Consider the following 18,257-nt stretch of genomic DNA (forward strand, 5'->3'; position numbering starts at 1 on the left):
TGCCTGCCAACAGTCCTCGGAGACGTCCCGACATGACGCCAGACCCGGTCGACCACATTGCCGGATCGACGCCGCCCGCCCAGGCTGCCGCAACGGCCGCCGAAACCGGCGGCCATTCGGACACGTCGTCCAGGATTACCGAATTCGGCGCCGACCAGCACGAACACGCAGCCAGCCCGGTCGGTTTCGCCGCCCTGCTGGCCGTTCTCGGCGTGGTCTTCGGCGATATCGGTACCAGTCCGCTCTACGCCCTGCGCTCCACCATCCTCGTCGTCTCGCAGCATCACCAGATCGATGCGTGGGAGGTCATGGGCGTCGAAAGCCTGATCCTCTGGTCGCTGATCCTGATCGTCACCGTAAAATACGTGCTGCTGATCATGCGCGCCGACCATAATGGCGAGGGCGGCATCATCTCGCTGATGGCACTGGCACAGAAAGTGTCCCAGGACAGCCGGCTGAAGCTGGTCCTGGGCATGGCCGGCATCGCCGGTGCCTGCCTGTTCTTCGGGGATGGGCTGATCACACCCGCGATTTCGGTCCTCTCGGCTGTCGAAGGCCTGGAGGTCAGCTTCCCCGCCGCGCGCGAGCTGATCATTCCCATTGCGATCATGGTGCTGATCGGCCTGTTCAGCGTGCAATCCTACGGCACCGGCAAGGTCGGCGCGATCTTCGGGCCGGTCATGGTGCTGTGGTTCACGATGCTCGGCGTCCTCGGCCTTCTGGCCATCGTACGCCATCCGCATATCCTGATGGCCATTTCGCCGATCTATGCCGTGCAGTTCATCATCTATCACGGCTGGCTGTCCTTCATCGCCCTTGGTTCGGTCGTGCTGTCGGTCACCGGGGCCGAGGCACTGTATGCCGACATGGGTCATTTCGGCCGGCAGCCCATCCGCTATGCGTGGCTGTTCTGCGTCCTGCCCTGCCTGGCGCTGAACTATATGGGCCAGGGCGCGCTGATCATTTCCGACCCATCGGCAATCAGCAATCCGTTCTTCCTGCTGGGGCCGCACTGGCTGCAGATCCCGATGATCATCCTGTCGACGATGGCGACGGTCATCGCCAGCCAGGCTGGAATTTCGGGTGGCTTCTCGCTCTGCCGCCAGCTTATCCAACTCGGCTACCTGCCGCGCATGCGCATCACCCACACCAACAAGAACGAGGAAGGGCAGATCTACCTGCCCGAATTCAACCGCGCCTTGATGGTCGGCGCCCTGCTGCTGGTGGTGGCGTTCCGCAGCTCCGACGCGCTGGCATCGGCCTACGGTATCGCCGTCACCGGTACCTTCATGTGTACCTGCGTCCTGGCGATGGTGGTCTTCCGTCGGCAATACCGCTGGTCGCGGGCGGCGGCGGCGGCCACGTTCGGCGGGTTTTTCATCATGGACAGCGTCTTCTTCGCGTCGAACGCGCTCAAGATCCCGCAGGGCGGCTGGGTGCCGGTCCTGCTGGGTACCGCGCTGACCCTGATGATGACGACATGGAAGCGCGGCCGCAGCCTGATCATGGCCCGGCAGAAACTGGACAGCCTGCCCGTCAACTCCTTCCTGGCCCGCCTGCCCCAATCGCGCACCATTCGCGTCCCCGGCATGGCCGTCTTCATGACCGCAACGCCGGAATTCGTACCGACCTGCCTGCTGCACAATCTGAAGCACAACAAGGTGCTGCACGAGCATGTGCTGTTCGTTACCGTCCAGACCCTGGACCAGCCGGAAGCCACGCGCGGCCACCGCGTCGCCCTGCAGCAACTCGCCCCGAACATCTACCGGGTGATCCTGCGCTACGGCTTCATGGAAACCCCGAACCTACCCCGTGCGCTGGAGGAACTGAAAGCAAACGGCGTGGAGTTCGACGCCATGCAGGCCTCCTATTTCACCAGCCGCGAACTGCTGGTCCGCTCCTCGGTGCCCAAGATGTCGCGCTGGCGGATGTCGCTCTTCCTGCTGATGGCGCGCAACGCCATCCCCGCCACCGAATTCTTCCGTATTCCCCCCGACCGGGTGGTGGAACTGGGCGTGCGGCTTGCCATCTGACGCGGCACCCCTCGCACTCTATGTCCATTGGCCGTTCTGCCTGGCCAAATGTCCGTACTGCGATTTCAACAGCCATGTACGCGACGCCATCCCCCAGGCCCGCTTCGCCGCCGCTCTGCGGCGCGAACTGGCGCATGAGGCCGCCCGCCTGACAGCAGACGGTCCGCGCCGGCTGGGGTCGATCTTTTTCGGCGGCGGCACACCGTCGCTGATGGCGCCGGAGACGGTCGCGTCCCTGATCGCCGATGCCCGGTCCCTGTTCGCCACGGCGCCCGATCTGGAAATCACGCTGGAAGCCAACCCCACCAGCGTCGAAATCGGGCGGCTGCGCGCATTCCGCGACGCCGGCGTCAACCGGGTGTCGCTGGGCATTCAGAGCCTGGACGACGACGCGCTGCGCCTCTTGGGGCGGCAGCATTCCGCCGGTCAGGCCGTGGCGGCGCTCGAGACGGCGCGCGACCTGTTCGGGCGGATCTCCTTCGACCTCATCTATGCGCGGCCGGACCAGTCACCAGCTTCCTGGCGCGCCGAACTGAACCACGCCCTCGCGCTGGTTTCGGACCATCTGTCGCTCTACCAATTGACCATCGAGGCCGGCACCCGCTTCGAGGGGCTGCATCGCCAGGGGCTGCTGGTCCTGCCCGATGAGGAGTCGGGGGCGCTGATGTACGAGGAAACCGCCACGGTCGCAGCCGGCCATGGGCTGGAGGCCTACGAGGTCTCGAACTACGCAAGGCCGGGGGCGGAAAGCCGCCATAACCTGACCTATTGGCGTTACGACGACTATCTGGGAATCGGCCCAGGTGCCCATGGGCGGATAACCCTGGCGGACGGACTGCATGCCACCCGCCGCCACCGCGCTCCGGAACCATGGGCGGAGCGCGTGGAACGGACGGGAAGCGGCCTGACACAGGACGATACCCTGACCGCCCGCGACCGCGCCCGCGAGATGCTGCTGATGGGCCTGCGCCTGACCGAGGGCGTGTCCGAGGCCCGATTCGCACAACGCACCGGCATGGCAATGGACGATGCGCTCGATCCGGTGATTCTGGCGGCGGCGCTGGAAGAAGGATATCTTGTCCGTGACGAAACAATGGACGGCGTCGCCCTGCGCGCCACGAATGCGGGCCGCCTCCGACTGGAAGCCCTGCTCGGTGCCGTGGTGCTCTAAGCTGGACTTTGGCGGTTTACGCGGCATAGCAGGCATTGTTCAGCAACGAGTTGAACAGGGCGCGTGGTATTTTTTGTTGCTCGCCCTTTGACGATGACGTGTGGAAATAAGGTGCGGCCCATAATTCGCGGCGGACGGCGGCTATGGCGTCGCTGAAGGTTGGCCCTTCCTTACGATACCATGCTGTTGCGGCCGGCTGGACACGTCCCTGTTTTTGCAGGTCGTTTGCGACAAGGGTGATGATGGAGAAAAGCCCCATCAGGACGGGTGTGGTGCGGGCGATGGCCAGATCCGACCACTGGCGTTGGGTCTCGATGCCGAGGTGACGCCTCGTTTCGGCGAACGTGACCTCCATCGACCAGCGCCGGACAAACCAGGCCAGGATGTCGACGGGCGACGCGGCAAGGTCGGTGCAGAGGAACGCCTGCGGCCGGAAGTGCCCGGCAGGGTCGCGAACCAGCACATACCGGATGGGAACGGCCCGACCCGGATTATGCCACAGCGCGGTGCCGGAGATGAATTCGACACGGTGTTCCTGACCGCCATACCATGCGCCGATTGTCGCTTCGCTCCATTGTATGGCGGGATTTTCCAGGCGGCTCGTCAGTGAAGGTTGCCGCGCGCCTGTTCGGCGGGGCCGGCCCAGTGTCCTGGCGGTGCGCCCTGGTGGCGGGTCGAACAGCCTGGCGTCGAGACGGAGACGACTGACCATGCATACCCGATCCCTGACGGCATTGAGCAGATCGATCGAGGCGTAGGAACTGTCGGTGACGGCGATGATCCTGCGTCCGGGAAGCCAGCGGGCGACCTGAAGCAGGCCCTGCCGTGCCCGGTCGGTCAACTTCCGGTGGGACGTTCCACGCTCATGCGTGTAGCGTTCCGAGGGACACAGCACAGTCAGGAACGGCAATCCCCACACCCGTCCGGTCCATGACAACGGCGCCAGAAGCATGAACGCTTGCCAGCGCAGGCCTCTGGCTTTCACGAAATGTCCGCGCGACGACCGCACCGGATCACGATAAATGCCACGCGCGCTGATCCTGCGCCCTGTCCGCCGTTCCAGCGTCTCGTCGATCCCGATGATGACCGGACCGTCAGGAACCAGAACCGAGACCAGCCAGACAATCAGCGTCCTGGACAGGGCCAGGGCGCTCCAGCGATTGCAGTTCAGGACGCGATGAAAGGAGGAGAAATCCGCCGCGTCCTCCAGGCCCATCGCACGGAGTGCGGAACAGATTGTCCGTCGTCCCGGCGACACGATCGCACCGGATGTCAGAACAAGAACCCGACGCCATGTCGGCGTCGTGAAAGCCGTCCGGAACCGCGCCAGCCACGAGGCTATCCCGCTGAACCCGACATCGCTGCCGCCCTCTCCCGCCATTGGTAATCTCCCGCTTCCTTCGCAGGAGAGTCTCGCCCGACCCAAGGCGCACAGGAATCCGACGCTTCTTCACATTCGATTCAACGCTCAAAAACACCAAAGTCCAGCTAAGGAGCTGTTTAAAAAGGTCGGTGCGGTTCAAGAACATCTTGGCGGCCACCTGCCGCGAAGCACTTAAAACACACCTCGGATTGCCAACAGCGGCACTTTTAAAACAGTCTGCAGGACGACCGGATAGCCGAGCTCTTGCACACAGGACGCAGCATGCCATTTTCCCCCTTCCGGCGCCGGGCGCGCGCCGGTTCACGCCCCCGCCACCTCCTGCCCGCCACATTGCGGGCATTCGCCCTGGGGGCGGGCCTGCTGGCCACTCAGCCGGCCGCCCATGCGGCAGAGCCGCGCCTGGTGATCGAGGACAATGATTTTCTCGGCCCGGGCGGTTCCGACCAGCAATCGGTCATCCCCCTGCTGTTCAATCCGGCCGTCAAGGTGCTGGGCTTTACCGTCGCAACCGGCGACGGCTGGGAAAATCAGGAATCCGCCCATCTGCGCCGCTTCCTCGAGATCATCGGCCGAACCGACGTGCCGGTCGCCGACGGTGCCGTCTACCCGCTGATCAACAGCGTGAAGCTGATGCGCCTGCGTGAAAAACAGTTCGGTACCATTCCCTGGAAGGGCGCCTGGGGCGCGCTGGGATCGATGGACAAGGTCCCCTCCGAACAGCCGCCGCTGCCGGCGATGAAGGATGGCGCCCCGACCCTGAAGCCCACGGCGGAAAGTGCGGCCCTGTTCCTGATCCAGCAGGTCCATGCCCATCCGCATCAGGTCACCATCGTCGAAGCCGGCCCGATGACCAACCTGGCGCTGGCGATCCGCATCGACCCGACCTTTGCCGCCACGGCAAAGGAGCTGATCTTCATGGGCGGCCTGCTGGACACCAGCATGCGCGCCCTGACCGGGAACGTCGATTTCGCCTCGGACTTCAACATGATCTTCGATCCGGAGGCGGCACATATCACGCTGACCGCCCCATGGCCGTCGATCACCGTCGTCGGCAACGTGTCCAACGACCTGATGATGACGCGCGATTATCTGAAGCGCATTCAGCAGAAGCGCACGCCAATGACCGACTATATCGGCACCTATTACGATCCTCTGCCGATGTGGGATGAAATGGCAACGGCAATCGCCGCCGATCCCAGCCTGATCACCGCGTCGCTCGACGCCTATATGGACATCGACATCGCCAACGGGCCGCATTACGGTCATGTGGTCGTCTGGCCCGATTCCACCGCCCCCAGAGAGATGGACATCCGCAAGGTACGGATCGTGCAGTCGATCGACGCCCAGCGTTTCCTGGATACGTTCCTGCACGAGGCACAGAGCGACGTGCGTTCCGCGGGTCACCCCTGATTCATGCTGCACCTGGTCAAGCTCGCTGTCGGAATCACCTCGCTCGAGGATCTGGCGCACCGGCAGCGTACCATGGCCGAAGGGGCCGGGGACGGGCTGGACGGCACCCAGCCATCCGGCCACCCTTGGCTGCGGACCCGCATGTTCCCCCGCCGGGCACCGGAGATCCTCGATGGCGGCTCGCTCTACCGGGTCATCAACGGGCTGATCCTGTGCCGCCAGCGTGTCGTCGAGATTCGTCCCGATACGCGCGAGGACGGCGTGGCCTGCGCACTGGTGGTCCTGGCACCGGAGATCATACCGGTTGCCCCGCGCCCGATGCGCCCGTTCCAGGGCTGGCGCTACCTATCCCCCGCCGACGCACCGCCCGACCTGTCCGTCGGCGGAGGCGATGGCGGAACACTCCCCGAATCGCTGCGGCGGGACTTGGCCGGCCTATGCCTGATCTAGTGCCCCCCTTCCGGCGGCGCGGCCGCCGTGCCGCCATGATCGGGCTCGCCCTGATCGGCCCTGCCATGCTCGCGGCATGCAGCAGCACGCCCGGTTCGCGCTATTCCCGCTATTACGCCCGCAATGGTGCCTATCGTGCCCCCGGCCCGCCCCAGGACCCGTGGCGGCCTTATATCGCCGATGCCTCGACCCGCTTCTCGGTCCCGCAGGAATGGGTGCGCGCCGTGATGCAGCAGGAATCGGGCGGCCATGAATATCTGAACGGACAACCGATCACCTCGTCGGCCGGAGCCATGGGCCTGATGCAACTGATGCCGCAGACCTATGCCGACATGCAGGCGCAGAACGGGCTGGGACCAGATCCTTACGAACCGCACGACAATATCCTCGCCGGCACCGCCTATATCCGGCAGATGTACGACCGCTATGGCGCGCCGGGCTTTCTCGCGGCCTACAATGCCGGTCCACAGCGTCTGGATGATTATCTCCAGACCGGCCGGCAATTGCCGAACGAGACGGTGAACTATCTGGCCTCCGTCACACCCAACCTGGGTACGGCGGTCGCCCTCAGCGGCCCGCTAGCCGCCTATGGCAGCGGCAGCCAGATGGTCTCGGCCACGCCGACCCCGCTGCCGGTTGCCATGGCGTCGGCGTCTCGCGCCACCCAACCGGTCGTCGTCACCCCAACCATCGCCGATCCGACGGGCGGCCAGCCTATCCAGTATGCGGCCTACATGCCGCCCCGCGCACCCGCCGGGCAATGCGCGCACAACCCCGACGCCGCCTACGATCCCGACGCCCCGTGCCAACCTCTGGCACCCCCGCTGTCGCCGCCGCTACCGCCGCCCACGCCCCGGGCCGACGCGGCCCCCATGCCCGCGCCGCCCGTCGCCGAACCGTTGGCCCCCGCCGCCATCGCGATACCGACGGCGGCTCGCGCCCCCTTGGGCGGCAGTGTCGCAGGCGGCGTGAATTACGGCCAATGGGCGGTCCAGGTCGGCGCGTTTACTTCTGAAGGGCAAGCCCGCTTTGCCAACACCATGGCCCGCCAGGCGGCGTTCACCGCCCTGAATGGCGCGCGCAGCGTCGTGCAACCCGTCCCTTCGTTCAATGGGCACCCGCTCTATCGCGCCCGGCTGGCCGGCCTGGCACGCAGCAGCGCCGCCACAGCCTGTTCGTCCCTGCGCCAGCAGGGGCTGGACTGCATGATTATCCGCCCCGGCCAATGAGTTTTGGCCCGTAACCGCGCGCAGGTGGCGATCCTCCGCGCGGTTCCGAACGTAACGAAGAGATCACCGCCAGAGCCCCACGGCCGCAGGACCGGTCGGTCAGGTCAGCCCGTCACGCCCCATGGCCAGGAATTTCTCCCGGCGCTGCGCCACCAGCATGGCCGCGCTGAGCGACAGCAGGTCGGGAAGCTCGGCCGCAATCGCATCGCCCACCGCGCGAATCGCGGCTTCAGGATCGCGCTGCGCACCACCCAATGGCTCGGGAATGATGCGGTCGACCAGATGCAGTTGCAGCAGGTCCTGAGCCGTCAGCTTCAGCGCCTCGGCCGCGCTGGTCGCCAGCTTGGGGTCGCGCCACAGGATCGATGCACAGGCCTCGGGCGAAATGACCGAATAGATCGCGTGTTCCAGCATCATCACCCGGTCGCCCGCGCCCAGCGCGATGGCACCGCCCGATCCACCCTCGCCGATCACGGTGGCAATCACCGGTACCGGCGCCGACAGGCAGGTATCAATGGACCGTGCGATCGCCTCGGCTTGGCCCCGCGCCTCGGCATCGATACCAGGCCACGCGCCGGCGGTGTCGATAAAGGTCAGGATCGGCATGCCGAAACGGCCCGCCAGTTCCATCAGCCGCTGGGCCTTGCGATAGCCCTCGGGGCGCGCCATGCCGAAATTATGCTCCAGTCGGCTTTCCAGCTCCGATCCGCGCTCGGTCCCGATCACCACCACCGGCAGATCCTGGAAACGACCGATACCACCGACCACGGCCTTGTCCTCGCCGAACAGGCGGTCGCCGGCCAGCGGCGTGAAATCCTGGATCAGGGAGCCGATATACTCGACCGTGTGCGGCCGCTGCGCATGGCGGGCGACCTGGACCTTCTGGCTGGGAGTCAGCTTGGCGTAAGCGGCACGAAGCTGCTTTTCCGACTTTTCGGTCAGACGGGCGATTTCCTCGGCGATATTGATGCCGTCGGGGCCTGACATATGACGGAGTTCGTCGATCTTGTTCTCAAGCTCGGCGACCGACTTTTCAAAATCTAGAAACTGGCGCATCCCGTGCGGATAGCACAGCCACGAATCCTGCCAAGTCCCCCCGTCCAGCCTCCCCCCAAATCCATGGGGCAGTGCAACCGCCCTCCCAACGGCCGCACGCCCCTATGGCTGCGTATCCGGCTGTTCGTCCGCGTCCTTGCGACCACCCGCAAGCGGATGATGCGCCTCGACTACCGCACGCAGCCGCTCAGCCAGTACATGGGTATAGATCTGGGTCGTGGCGATGTCGGCATGGCCCAGAAGCATCTGAAGCGCGCGCAGATCGGCCCCACGCGCCAGCATGTGGGTGGCAAAGGAATGGCGCAGCACATGCGGCGACAGGCGCGTCGGGTCCAGTCCTGCCCGCAGCCCGACATCATGCAGGATCCGGTCGAATCCCTGCCGTGTCAGGGGGCGCAGTCCATCCCGGCCTGGAAACAGGTACGGGCTGCGCAATGCCTGGTCTCGCACCGCCAACGCCTCGGCCGCCGCGCGCGCCTGCACGGACAGCGGCACGAGTCGCTCCCGCCCTCCCTTGCCCCTCACCAGCAACATGCGCGCGTCCCCCGCCAGGGCGCGGCGAGGCAGAACCAGCAGTTCCGAAATCCGCAATCCGGAGGCATACAGGATTTCCAGCGCCGCGCGCGCGACCAGCCAGCGACGCCCGTCATCGGGTGGTATGTCACACCCGCCCAGCAGCGCGTCGACCTCCTCTTCCGTCAGGAAGCGCGGCAGCGTGGCCGGCAGGCGGGGCGCATCCAGTAACGCGGCTGGATTGTCGGTCCGCATCCCCTCGCGCGTCAGGAACAGATAGAACTGCTTCAGGCAGGAGAGACGCCGCGCCTGCGTCCGTGGCGACAGGCCAGCACGTGCCAGGCCCGCCATGTAGTCGCGCAGCACGCCTGCGTCGGCGCGCGCTATCCCGCACCCGGCCTGCGCCGCGAACGATTCGAGGTCGCGCAAGTCGCGGGCATAGGCCCGCAGCGTGTTCACGGCCGCCCCACGCTCGGCCGCCAGCATTTCCAGGAACGATTCGGCCTGGACGGCCACGTTCATGAGTGGACGAAACGGTCCGGCGGCAGATCCTTGTGCACCGACATGGCCGGCGCCGGTGGCGGAAACACACCCAGCGACACAAAGCCGCCGATTCCGACCAGGACTACAATGCCCGCAAAAGCCAACAGGATGCGCCGCATGACCAAACCTCCACGCGATGGTGCTCGCCGCCTTGCCGGATGAGCCAGCCTTGATGCGACATGGCGAGTTGTCTTTGCTCTATGGTAGGTTGGCGCTCATGTCACGCCAGAACGCTTCCGATCCGCCCGAGTCCAACCCCCGGCCTTCTGCCGGAGGACCGGCGATATCATCCCCCCCTCCCATTCGCGAGGCCGTGACAGCCATTGCCTTCCCGCGGGGACCAGCTTCCCGCGACGACAGCATCGTCCTGGTCGGACTGATGGGTGCCGGCAAGACGACGATCGGCCGGCGAATCGCAACACGCCTTGGCATGCCGTTCATCGACGCGGACGTGGAAATCGAACGTGCGGCGGGATGCTCCATCGCAGACATCTTCGCCCAGTATGGCGAGGCCGAGTTCCGCAAGGGCGAACACCGTGTCATTCGCCGCATCCTCGATGGCCCCCCGGTGGTGCTGGCAACCGGGGGCGGCGCCTTCATGGACCCGATGACCCGGGCGATCATCCGCGACCGCGCCACCTCGGTCTGGCTGCGTTGCCCGCTGCCGGTCCTGGTGCGTCGGGTGCAGGGGCGCGGCCACCGGCCGCTTCTGAACGCCGGCAACCCGCGCGACATTCTGGCGCAACTGATGGACATCCGTCACCCGACCTATGCCGAGGCCGATATTACCGTGGATTGTGGAGAAGAAAGCGTGGAACAGAGTGCCGCGACCGTCATCAACGCCCTGGCGCTGGGCAGGCAGCCGCGGCTCGTTCCCGTAACGCTGGACCGCTGGCGATATGACGTAACGATCGGCGAGGATCTGCTGCGTCACGCCGGAACCCTGCTCTCGCCGGTCTTGCCGCAGAAGCGAGTCGTGGTCATCACCGACTCGACCGTCGAATCGTTGCACCTGCCCCGACTGCTCCAGGGACTGGCTCAAGGGGGAATCGAGACCCGGACCATCGTCGTGCCACCGGGCGAAGGCTCGAAAACGCTGGCGGAATACGAGCGCGTGACGGGGGCCGTTCTCGAAATGGGGGTCGAGCGCGGCACCACGATCATCGCGCTGGGCGGCGGCGTGGTCGGCGATCTGGCCGGCTTCGTGGCGGCGACCACGATGCGTGGCCTGCCCTTCGTGCAGATTCCGACCACCCTGCTGTCGCAGGTCGATTCCTCCGTCGGCGGCAAGACCGGCATCAATACCCCGTTCGGCAAGAATCTTCTTGGCGCGTTCCACCAGCCGCTGGCGGTTCTGGCCGATACCACGACCCTGTCCACCCTGCCGCCGCGCGAAATCCGCGCCGGCTATGCCGAAATCGTCAAGGCCGGCCTGATCGGCGACGCCGCCCTCTTCGAATGGTGCGAGAGCCATGGCCAGGCGGTCCTGGACGGCGATGCCGACATCCAGGCCGAAGCCGTGCGCCGGGCCTGTGCATTCAAGGCCGCCGTCGTGGGCGACGACGAACGGGAGGAAAGAAAGTCGGACGGACGGGCCCTGCTCAATCTCGGACATACGTTCGGCCACGCTCTGGAGGCCGAACTGGGTTATGACGGCCGCCTGCTACATGGCGAAGCCGTGTCGATCGGCCTGCGTCTGGCGTTCCTGACGTCAGAACGCATGGGCTTCTGCGACAACGCGGATGTCGAGCGTGTAACCGCCCATCTGGAACGGCTGGGCATGCCGGTGCATCTGCGCGACCTGCCGCAGGCATTTTCGGCTGAACGGCTGCTCGCCCACATGCAGCGTGACAAGAAAATGCGTGATGGGCGCCTGTCCTTTGTCCTGGTGCGCGGCATCGGGCAGGCCTTCACCTGCCGAGACGTACCGGACAGCCTGGTGCGGGAAATTCTGCTGGCGGAAGGATGCGCCACATGACATGCCCGTCATGCGTTGCGACATCGCAACACAGATGCGCGAATATCACATAACCCTGCCATAGAGCCGTCCCGAGCCTGCCGCTGAATACGCCCCGCCCGGAAATGGTTGCAATCAGCACGTAATCTTAGCGAAACAAACTGTTGCTTTTTCAACACGGTGCTCAGTGGTAATGGCTGCTTTGCCTATGATGCGGGTTCCTAAGCCGGAACCGGAAGATCTATAGGGGGTTAAGCATCACGCTGAGGTTAGCCGTCTGTGGTTTGACGGCTACTCGAACGGATGATCAAGAGGACGAAAAAATGCGTCTCCGCACGGCATTACTCGCCACCACGCTGATGGCGGCTGCTCCTGTTGCAGCCAACGCCACAATCATTACCGGTCCGTACGTCGATCTGGGCGCTGGTTACAACCTGGTCCAGAACCAGCACGGCCATTTCGCCAACAATCCGATGGCCGGCATGACCAGCTCGTCGCAGTACCGTCACAAGGACGGCTACACGGGTTTCGGCTCCTTCGGCTGGGGCTTCGGCAACGGCCTGCGCGTCGAGGTCGAGGGCCTGTATAACTATTCGCAGCTCAACCACCGCAGCGGCGCGCCGAACCGCACCAGCGGCAGCGACCAGTCCTATGGCGGCCTGGTGAACGTGCTGTATGACATCGACCTGAAGCAATTCGGGATCGACGTTCCGGTGACGCCGTTCGTCGGTGTCGGTGCCGGCTATCTGTGGCAGCACTACAACCCGACCACGTCGAGCTACCTCAACGGCAACGTCGACCGCCTGGGCGGCACGGCGGGCGGCTTTGCCTATCAGGGCATCGCCGGTGCGGCTTTCGACGTCCCGAACGTTCCGGGCCTGCAGATCACGGCGCAGTATCGCATGGTCGGCCAGACGTTCAACAACGGCTCCTTCACGATGTCTTCGTACAGCCCGGCTGGGCTGAGCCGTGGCAACGCGAACTTCGACCATCGCTTCAACCACCAGTTCATCCTGGGTCTGCGCTATGCGTTCGACACCGCGCCGCCGCCGCCGCCGCCGGCTCCGGTCGTTGTGCCGCCCGCCCCGACCCCGGCGCGCACCTATCTGGTGTTCTTCGACTGGGATCGTTCGGACCTGACGGCCCGCGCACGTGAGATCGTGGCCGAAGCCGCCCAAGCCTCGACCCACATCCAGACGACGCGGATCGAAGTCAACGGCTACACCGACAACTCGGCGGCTCACCCGGGTCCGCGCGGTCAGAAGTACAACCTCGGCCTGTCCGAGCGTCGTGCGCAGAGCGTGAAGGCCGAACTGATCCGTGACGGCGTGCCCGCGAACGCGATCGACATCCATGGTTACGGCGAGGCGCATCCGCTGGTTCCGACGGGCCCGAACACCCGCGAGCCGCAGAACCGTCGCGTGGAAATCATCCTGCACTGATCCTGGCGATTTTCGCCCGGTTCGACAGGGTAAAGAGGGATGCCTTCGGGCATCCCTTTTTTATTGCGCGGCATTGCCCGCATGATCTGAAAACGGCCCTTCATATCCCTAGCTGACGAGACCGCAGGACGTGCCGGATTCCCGCCCCTCTCCCGCAAATCCCCTCTCCCCCGGCGTGACGGGAGGCCTGCGCGCCCGGATCGTTCCCTTCATGAAATTCGGGATCGTCGGGGGCTCGGGATTGCTGTGGGATACGCTGGCTCTCTATGGATTCCGGCCCTTACTCGGCCTGACGGGCGCCACCCTGCTCGCCTATTTCATCGCGGCCAGCATGAACTGGCTGGCCAACCGGCTCTGGACGTTCCGTCACGTCGTTCACGCCGACCGTCCCCTGGTTCAGTGGGCACGGTTCCTGATGGCCAATTCGCTGGGTTTCGTCATGAATCGGGGCATGGTCTTCACGCTCTTCCTGCTGGCTCCGCTCTGCCGGACCATCCCCGTCCTGGCCCTGGCAGCGGGCGCACTCACGGGGCTGGTGGCCAACTTCACGCTCAGCCACCGGATGGTCTTCCGCCATCGCCAGCCGCCCCCCTGAACCGGTTCATCAAAGCATCCCGGATCGGCCCGCATTCCAGAACGCAGCCTCCAGCTTGACGGCGGTGCGGAATTCGGCAAGCAGCGCGGGATACCGCCCTTCGGCACCATACCGCCCGACCAGCGATTCCAGCGTGCGCAGTCCCGCATCCACCAGCCCGACGAATTTCTCGCCCCCATACAGGGCGATCCATTCCCAGTAGGGATTGCCTTCCCGCCGGGTCGTGGGGTCAGCCATCAATCTGGCACCGATTTCGCCATAGCCGATCAGGCAGGGCGCCAGCGTCACGATCAGGTCCAGCAGGTCGCCCGTCTGCCCCCGATCGAGAATGAAACGGGTATAGGCCAGCAATTCCAGCGATTCGGGCTGATTGTGCAAATCATCGACGCACAATCCCCATCCGGCACAATAGGCAATATGAAGCGCCAGTTCGGTATCCAGCAGACCCGACACGATGCCGGAGGCCGATCGCATGTCCTCCATCGTATCGGCCTTGTAGATCGCCAGCGCATAGGCCCGCGCATACTGGATCAGGTACAGATAATCCTGGATCAGGAACCGCTGGAAATCCGCCTCCGGCAATGTTCCGTCCGCCATGCCGCGCACGAAAGGGTGGTGGATGAAGCGCTCCCAATCCGTGCCGCAATCGCGCCGCAGCCTGCCGGCCAGACCCTGTTCCAGACTGGGCCAGTCCCGTTCCGCGATCCAGCTCATGGGTTCATCCTTCCTTCGGTGTTTTCTTGCGGCGCCGATTTGCCTTGCCGCGCGCCCTTGCTCTTCCTGCCGGGCACGCCGTGCGCTAGGTGATGTTATCCGAGCTTTCCAGCCTTCGCCATTTCAGGATCGTCAGCCCTCCGCCATGACCTCCACAAACGATATCCGCGCGACCTTCCTCGACTATTTCGCGGCTAACGGTCATCAGATCGTGCCGTCCTCGTCGCTGGTGCCGCGCAATGACCCGACCCTGCTGTTCACAAATGCCGGCATGGTCCAGTTCAAGAACGTCTTCACGGGGCAGGAAACCCGCCCCTATTCCCGCGCCACCACGGCACAGAAGGTGGTTCGGGCCGGCGGCAAGCATAATGACCTGGATAATGTCGGCTACACGGCCCGCCACCACACCTTCTTCGAGATGATGGGGAATTTCTCCTTCGGCGACTATTTCAAGCCCGAAGCGATCGAATTCGCCTGGAGCCTGATCACGCGCAATTTCGGCCTGCCGGCCGAAAAGCTGCTGGTCACCGTCTATGCCGATGACGAGGAAGCGGCCGCGCTGTGGCGCAAGATCGCCGGCCTGCCGGACCAGCGGATCATCCGCATCGGCACCGCCGACAATTTCTGGCGGATGGGCGATACCGGCCCCTGCGGCCCCTGTTCGGAAATCTTCTACGATCACGGGCCCGACGTACCCGGCGGCCCTCCCGGCTCACCGGACGAGGATGGCGATCGTTTCGTCGAGATCTGGAACCTCGTGTTCATGCAGTTCTTCGAGGACCCGCCGGGCGTCCGCTCGCCGCTGCCGCGTCCCTCGATCGACACCGGAATGGGGCTGGAACGCTTCGCCGCCATCATGCAGGGCAAGCGCGACAATTACGACACGGACACGATGCGCGCGCTGATCCTGGCCTCCGCCGAGGCCACGGGTCAGGATCCGGACGGCCCGTTCCGCGCCAGCCACCGCGTGGTAGCCGACCATCTGCGCTCAACCTCGTTCCTGATCGCGGACGGCGTGCTGCCCTCCAAGGACGGGCGCGGCTACGTCCTGCGCCGCATCATGCGCCGCGCGATGCGCCACCTGCACATGATGGGCACCAAGGAGACGGTGTTCCACCGCCTGGTGCCCGCCCTGGTACGCCAGATGGGCGCCGCCTATCCCGAACTGGTCCAGGCCGAAGCCCTGATCCGCGAGACGATGCGCGGCGAGGAAGAACGTTTCAAGGCGATGCTGGAACGTGGCCTCGCGCTGCTGGCCGACGAGACGGCGAAGCTGGGCGACGGCCAGAAACTGCCCGGCGACGTGGCGTTCAAGCTGTACGACACGTTCGGCTTCCCGCTGGACCTGACGCAGGACGCGCTGCGCGGCGGCAGTCATGAGGTCGACGTCGCAGGCTTCGACAGCGCGATGCAGCTCCAGCGCGAACGCGCCCGCGCCGCGTGGAGCGGCTCGGGCGACAGCGCGACCGAAACCGTGTGGTTCGAGGCCCGCGATACGTTCGGCGCCAGCGAGTTCCTGGGCTACGCGACCGAACAGGCCGATGCCGAGATCCAGGCCATCATCAGCAACGGCCAGTCGGTCCATGACGCGCCGGCGGGCACCGAAGTCGCGCTGCTGCTGAACCAGACGCCGTTCTACGGCGAAAGCGGCGGCCAGGTCGGCGATACCGGCCTGATCACCGCTCCGGGCCTGCGCATCGCCGTCACCGACACGCAGAAGCGGCTGGGCGACCTGCTGGTTCATTCCGGTAAGGTGATCGAGGGCACGGTTCGCGTTGGCCAGGCAGTCACCGCCACCGTCGACCACGAACGGCGCAGCGCGATCCGCGCCCACCATTCCGCCACCCACCTGCTGCACGAGGCGCTGCGCCGGCGCCTGGGCGAGCATGTCACGCAGAAAGGCAGCCTGAACGCGCCTGACCGCCTGCGCTTCGACATCAGCCAGCCCCGCCCGCTGACGCCGGAAGAAATCGCCGAGGTCGAGGCCGAGGTGAACGCCCGCATCCGCGAGAACAGCCCGGTCACCACCCGCCCGATGTCGCAGGAAGAAGCCGTGGCGCAGGGCGCGATGGCCCTGTTCGGCGAGAAATACGGCGACGAAGTTCGCGTCGTGTTCATGGGCCCGCCCGAGGATAATCGGCCAGCCTGGTCGATCGAGCTGTGCGGCGGCACGCATGTCAACCGAACCGGCGATATCGGTCTGTTCCGCATCACGTCGGAAAGCGGCGTCTCCGCCGGCATCCGCCGCATCGAGGCGGTAACCGGCAAGGCCGCCGAGGCCGCCGCCGTCGCCACCGAGCAGCGTCTGGCCCAGGTGGCGGCGATGCTGCGTGTCTCGACCGCCGAAGCCCCCGAGCGGCTGGCGGTGATCCTGGAAGAACGCAAGGTCATGGAGCGTCAGATCTCCGACCTGCAACGCAAGCTGGCCAGCGGCGGCGAGGGCGGCGCGACCACCGAGACAATCAACGGCGTGGGCTTCATCGCCCGCAATGTGGGTGACCTGCCGGCACGCGAGCTGAAATCGCTGGCCGATTCCCTGCGTCAGCAGGTTGGCTCCGGCGTGGTGGCCCTGGTCTCGACCGCCGATAGCAAGGGCAGCGTGGTCGTCAGCGTCACCGCCGACCTGACGGAACGTTTCGACGCAGTCGAACTGGTGCGGGCCGCCAGTGCCGCCATGGGCGGCAAGGGGGGCGGGGGACGGCGCGACATGGCCCAGGCCGGCGGCCCGGACGTAGCACAGGCCGATGCGGCACTCGAGGCAGTACGCAAGGCCCTGGCCTGATCTTCCGGCTGGACACATTGCCGTGTCACGCACACACGGCGATGTGTCTGCCCCCTGACATAGTGTGTCCCGGGCCTCCGAGGGAGAAACCGGACCTGTGCCGTCCCCGTTTCCATGCTATCTATGACGGACCCGGCTGTGTCGGCGCCCTGGCGTCCGCATGCCATGACGGGATTTTTCCGTCCGGGTGACCGTTCGAACGCCACTGTGAAGTCCCAGGCGGACTTCAGGACATAGGGACCTTCGATGGCCGATACCGATGCCAAGAAAACGCTGATCTCGCTCCTGCATGGAGTAGAGAAGTTCAATGCCGAAGTCTTTCCGCAGAATCGCGAACTGTTCGCGGAACTGGCCGGCCAGCAATCTCCGGACACGCTGTTCATCGCCTGTGCCGACAGCCGCGTGAATCCCAGCATGATCACGCAGACCCAGCCGGGCGACCTGTTCGTGCTGCGCAATATCGGCAATATCGTTCCGGCTTACGGCGAAATGCTGGGCGGCGTGTCATCCGCAATCGAATACGCCGTCCTGGCGCTGGGCGTGTCGACCATCATCGTCTGCGGCCATTCCGATTGCGGCGCGATGAAAGCCCTGCTGGACCCCGATCCATCCAAACTGGCGCACATGCCCACCGTCGCGTCCTGGCTGCGCAATGCCGAAGCAGCCCGAGCGGTTGCGGGTGCGTTGCAGGCCACCGACGCCGGCCCGCAATCCGTGCGCAGCCTGGCGGAACAGAATGTGGTACTGCAGATCGCGCATCTGCGCACGCACCCGGCGGTCGCCGCCGCGCTGGCGCGCAACACGCTGATCCTGCAAGGCTGGTTCTACGATATCGCCAGCGGCGAGGTCGTGATTCTGGACGAAGCCACGCGGTCCAGCATCCATGTGGACGAAGCCATCGCCCGCCTGACCCGCGAGGTGGATGGGAAGACTGACCAGGCCTGACCCGCGACCGGCGGCCATCCGCCTCCTGGCCTG

Annotated in this window: 15 protein-coding genes; 10 read left to right on the plus strand and 5 right to left on the minus strand. The window is 65.4% G+C overall.

Features of this window, described 5'->3' with window-relative positions; translation table 11 throughout:
• Nucleotides 1–32: 32 nt before the first annotated feature.
• The gene (locus HLH35_RS08110) at nucleotides 33–2,033 is read left to right on the plus strand and encodes a potassium transporter Kup (RefSeq protein ID WP_182978657.1); all 2,001 of its coding nucleotides are present in this window, start codon (nucleotides 33–35) and stop codon (nucleotides 2,031–2,033) included.
• Nucleotides 2,023–3,204, plus strand: coding sequence for a radical SAM family heme chaperone HemW (gene hemW / locus HLH35_RS08115; RefSeq protein WP_182978658.1), 1,182 nt, complete (start codon nucleotides 2,023–2,025; stop codon nucleotides 3,202–3,204). The genes HLH35_RS08110 and hemW overlap by 11 nt, the downstream gene beginning before the upstream one ends.
• A gap of 16 nt (nucleotides 3,205–3,220) precedes the next feature.
• Here hemW and HLH35_RS08120 read toward each other — a convergent pair whose 3' ends face one another.
• Nucleotides 3,221–4,585: an IS701 family transposase gene (locus HLH35_RS08120; protein WP_182978659.1), complete on the minus strand. Its 1,365-nt coding sequence runs from the start codon at nucleotides 4,583–4,585 to the stop codon at nucleotides 3,221–3,223.
• A 264-nt stretch (nucleotides 4,586–4,849) separates the two neighbouring features.
• On the opposite strand from HLH35_RS08120, the gene HLH35_RS08125 reads away from it, so the two are divergent.
• Genes HLH35_RS08125 through HLH35_RS08135 form a run of 3 tightly spaced genes read left to right on the plus strand, consistent with a single transcriptional unit; the run spans nucleotide 4,850 to nucleotide 7,677 of the window.
• Nucleotides 4,850–5,998, plus strand: a complete 1,149-nt coding sequence (locus tag HLH35_RS08125; RefSeq protein ID WP_182978660.1) for a nucleoside hydrolase — start codon at nucleotides 4,850–4,852, stop codon at nucleotides 5,996–5,998.
• Nucleotides 5,999–6,001: 3 nt separating this feature from the next.
• On the plus strand, nucleotides 6,002–6,448 hold the full coding sequence (locus tag HLH35_RS08130; protein WP_182978661.1) for a DUF1489 family protein: 447 nt from the start codon (nucleotides 6,002–6,004) through the stop codon (nucleotides 6,446–6,448).
• Nucleotides 6,436–7,677 (plus strand): transglycosylase SLT domain-containing protein, encoded by a 1,242-nt coding sequence (locus HLH35_RS08135; protein ID WP_408870106.1) that lies wholly within the window; start codon nucleotides 6,436–6,438, stop codon nucleotides 7,675–7,677. The genes HLH35_RS08130 and HLH35_RS08135 overlap by 13 nt, the downstream gene beginning before the upstream one ends.
• Nucleotides 7,678–7,776: 99 nt before the next feature.
• On the opposite strand, the gene HLH35_RS08140 is transcribed toward HLH35_RS08135, so the two are convergent.
• The 3 genes from HLH35_RS08140 to HLH35_RS08150 form a co-directional block, all read right to left on the minus strand.
• Nucleotides 7,777–8,733 (minus strand): acetyl-CoA carboxylase carboxyltransferase subunit alpha, encoded by a 957-nt coding sequence (locus tag HLH35_RS08140; protein WP_182978662.1) that lies wholly within the window; start codon nucleotides 8,731–8,733, stop codon nucleotides 7,777–7,779.
• Nucleotides 8,734–8,835: 102 nt separating this feature from the next.
• On the minus strand, nucleotides 8,836–9,768 hold the full coding sequence (locus tag HLH35_RS08145) for a tyrosine recombinase (protein WP_182978663.1): 933 nt from the start codon (nucleotides 9,766–9,768) through the stop codon (nucleotides 8,836–8,838).
• On the minus strand, nucleotides 9,765–9,908 hold the full coding sequence (locus HLH35_RS08150; protein WP_182978664.1) for a hypothetical protein: 144 nt from the start codon (nucleotides 9,906–9,908) through the stop codon (nucleotides 9,765–9,767). The genes HLH35_RS08145 and HLH35_RS08150 overlap by 4 nt, the downstream gene beginning before the upstream one ends.
• A 98-nt stretch (nucleotides 9,909–10,006) precedes the next feature.
• On the opposite strand from HLH35_RS08150, the gene aroB reads away from it, so the two are divergent.
• The 3 genes from aroB (at nucleotide 10,007) to HLH35_RS08165 (ending at nucleotide 13,783) form a co-directional block, all read left to right on the plus strand.
• Complete coding sequence (aroB, locus tag HLH35_RS08155) at nucleotides 10,007–11,767, plus strand: 3-dehydroquinate synthase (RefSeq protein WP_182978665.1); 1,761 nt, start codon at nucleotides 10,007–10,009, stop codon at nucleotides 11,765–11,767.
• 302 nt (nucleotides 11,768–12,069) lie between these two features.
• Nucleotides 12,070–13,188: an OmpA family protein gene (locus tag HLH35_RS08160; protein ID WP_182978666.1), complete on the plus strand. Its 1,119-nt coding sequence runs from the start codon at nucleotides 12,070–12,072 to the stop codon at nucleotides 13,186–13,188.
• A gap of 130 nt (nucleotides 13,189–13,318) precedes the next feature.
• Nucleotides 13,319–13,783 carry a GtrA family protein gene (locus HLH35_RS08165; protein ID WP_338029315.1) on the plus strand — a complete coding sequence of 155 codons (465 nt, stop codon included), beginning with the start codon at nucleotides 13,319–13,321 and terminating at the stop codon, nucleotides 13,781–13,783.
• Nucleotides 13,784–13,792: 9 nt separating this feature from the next.
• Here the strand turns inward: HLH35_RS08165 and tenA are convergent, their stop codons facing one another.
• The gene (tenA, locus tag HLH35_RS08170) at nucleotides 13,793–14,497 is read right to left on the minus strand and encodes a thiaminase II (protein ID WP_182978667.1); all 705 of its coding nucleotides are present in this window, start codon (nucleotides 14,495–14,497) and stop codon (nucleotides 13,793–13,795) included.
• Nucleotides 14,498–14,642: 145 nt separating this feature from the next.
• Here tenA and alaS point away from each other — a divergent pair, with 145 nt between their 5' ends.
• Complete coding sequence (gene alaS / locus HLH35_RS08175) at nucleotides 14,643–17,279, plus strand: alanine--tRNA ligase (RefSeq protein WP_182978668.1); 2,637 nt, start codon at nucleotides 14,643–14,645, stop codon at nucleotides 17,277–17,279.
• Nucleotides 17,280–17,525: 246 nt separating this feature from the next.
• On the plus strand, nucleotides 17,526–18,224 hold the full coding sequence (locus tag HLH35_RS08180; protein WP_182978669.1) for a carbonic anhydrase: 699 nt from the start codon (nucleotides 17,526–17,528) through the stop codon (nucleotides 18,222–18,224).
• Nucleotides 18,225–18,257 lie beyond the last annotated feature (33 nt).

This window comes from Gluconacetobacter asukensis, assembly GCF_014174375.1.
GTDB lineage: Bacteria > Pseudomonadota > Alphaproteobacteria > Acetobacterales > Acetobacteraceae > Gluconacetobacter > Gluconacetobacter asukensis.

Coding starts and splice junctions, on each gene's coding strand:
- HLH35_RS08110 (WP_182978657.1), top strand. CDS start 33: ATGACGCCAGACCCGGTCGACCACATTGCCGGATCGACGCCGCCCGCC.
- HLH35_RS08120 (WP_182978659.1), bottom strand. CDS start 4,585: ATGGCGGGAGAGGGCGGCAGCGATGTCGGGTTCAGCGGGATAGCCTCG.
- HLH35_RS08125 (WP_182978660.1), top strand. CDS start 4,850: ATGCCATTTTCCCCCTTCCGGCGCCGGGCGCGCGCCGGTTCACGCCCC.
- HLH35_RS08130 (WP_182978661.1), top strand. CDS start 6,002: ATGCTGCACCTGGTCAAGCTCGCTGTCGGAATCACCTCGCTCGAGGAT.
- HLH35_RS08135 (WP_408870106.1), top strand. CDS start 6,436: ATGCCTGATCTAGTGCCCCCCTTCCGGCGGCGCGGCCGCCGTGCCGCC.
- HLH35_RS08140 (WP_182978662.1), bottom strand. CDS start 8,733: ATGCGCCAGTTTCTAGATTTTGAAAAGTCGGTCGCCGAGCTTGAGAAC.
- HLH35_RS08145 (WP_182978663.1), bottom strand. CDS start 9,768: ATGAACGTGGCCGTCCAGGCCGAATCGTTCCTGGAAATGCTGGCGGCC.
- HLH35_RS08150 (WP_182978664.1), bottom strand. CDS start 9,908: ATGCGGCGCATCCTGTTGGCTTTTGCGGGCATTGTAGTCCTGGTCGGA.
- aroB (WP_182978665.1), top strand. CDS start 10,007: ATGTCACGCCAGAACGCTTCCGATCCGCCCGAGTCCAACCCCCGGCCT.
- HLH35_RS08160 (WP_182978666.1), top strand. CDS start 12,070: ATGCGTCTCCGCACGGCATTACTCGCCACCACGCTGATGGCGGCTGCT.
- tenA (WP_182978667.1), bottom strand. CDS start 14,497: ATGAGCTGGATCGCGGAACGGGACTGGCCCAGTCTGGAACAGGGTCTG.
- alaS (WP_182978668.1), top strand. CDS start 14,643: ATGACCTCCACAAACGATATCCGCGCGACCTTCCTCGACTATTTCGCG.
- HLH35_RS08180 (WP_182978669.1), top strand. CDS start 17,526: ATGGCCGATACCGATGCCAAGAAAACGCTGATCTCGCTCCTGCATGGA.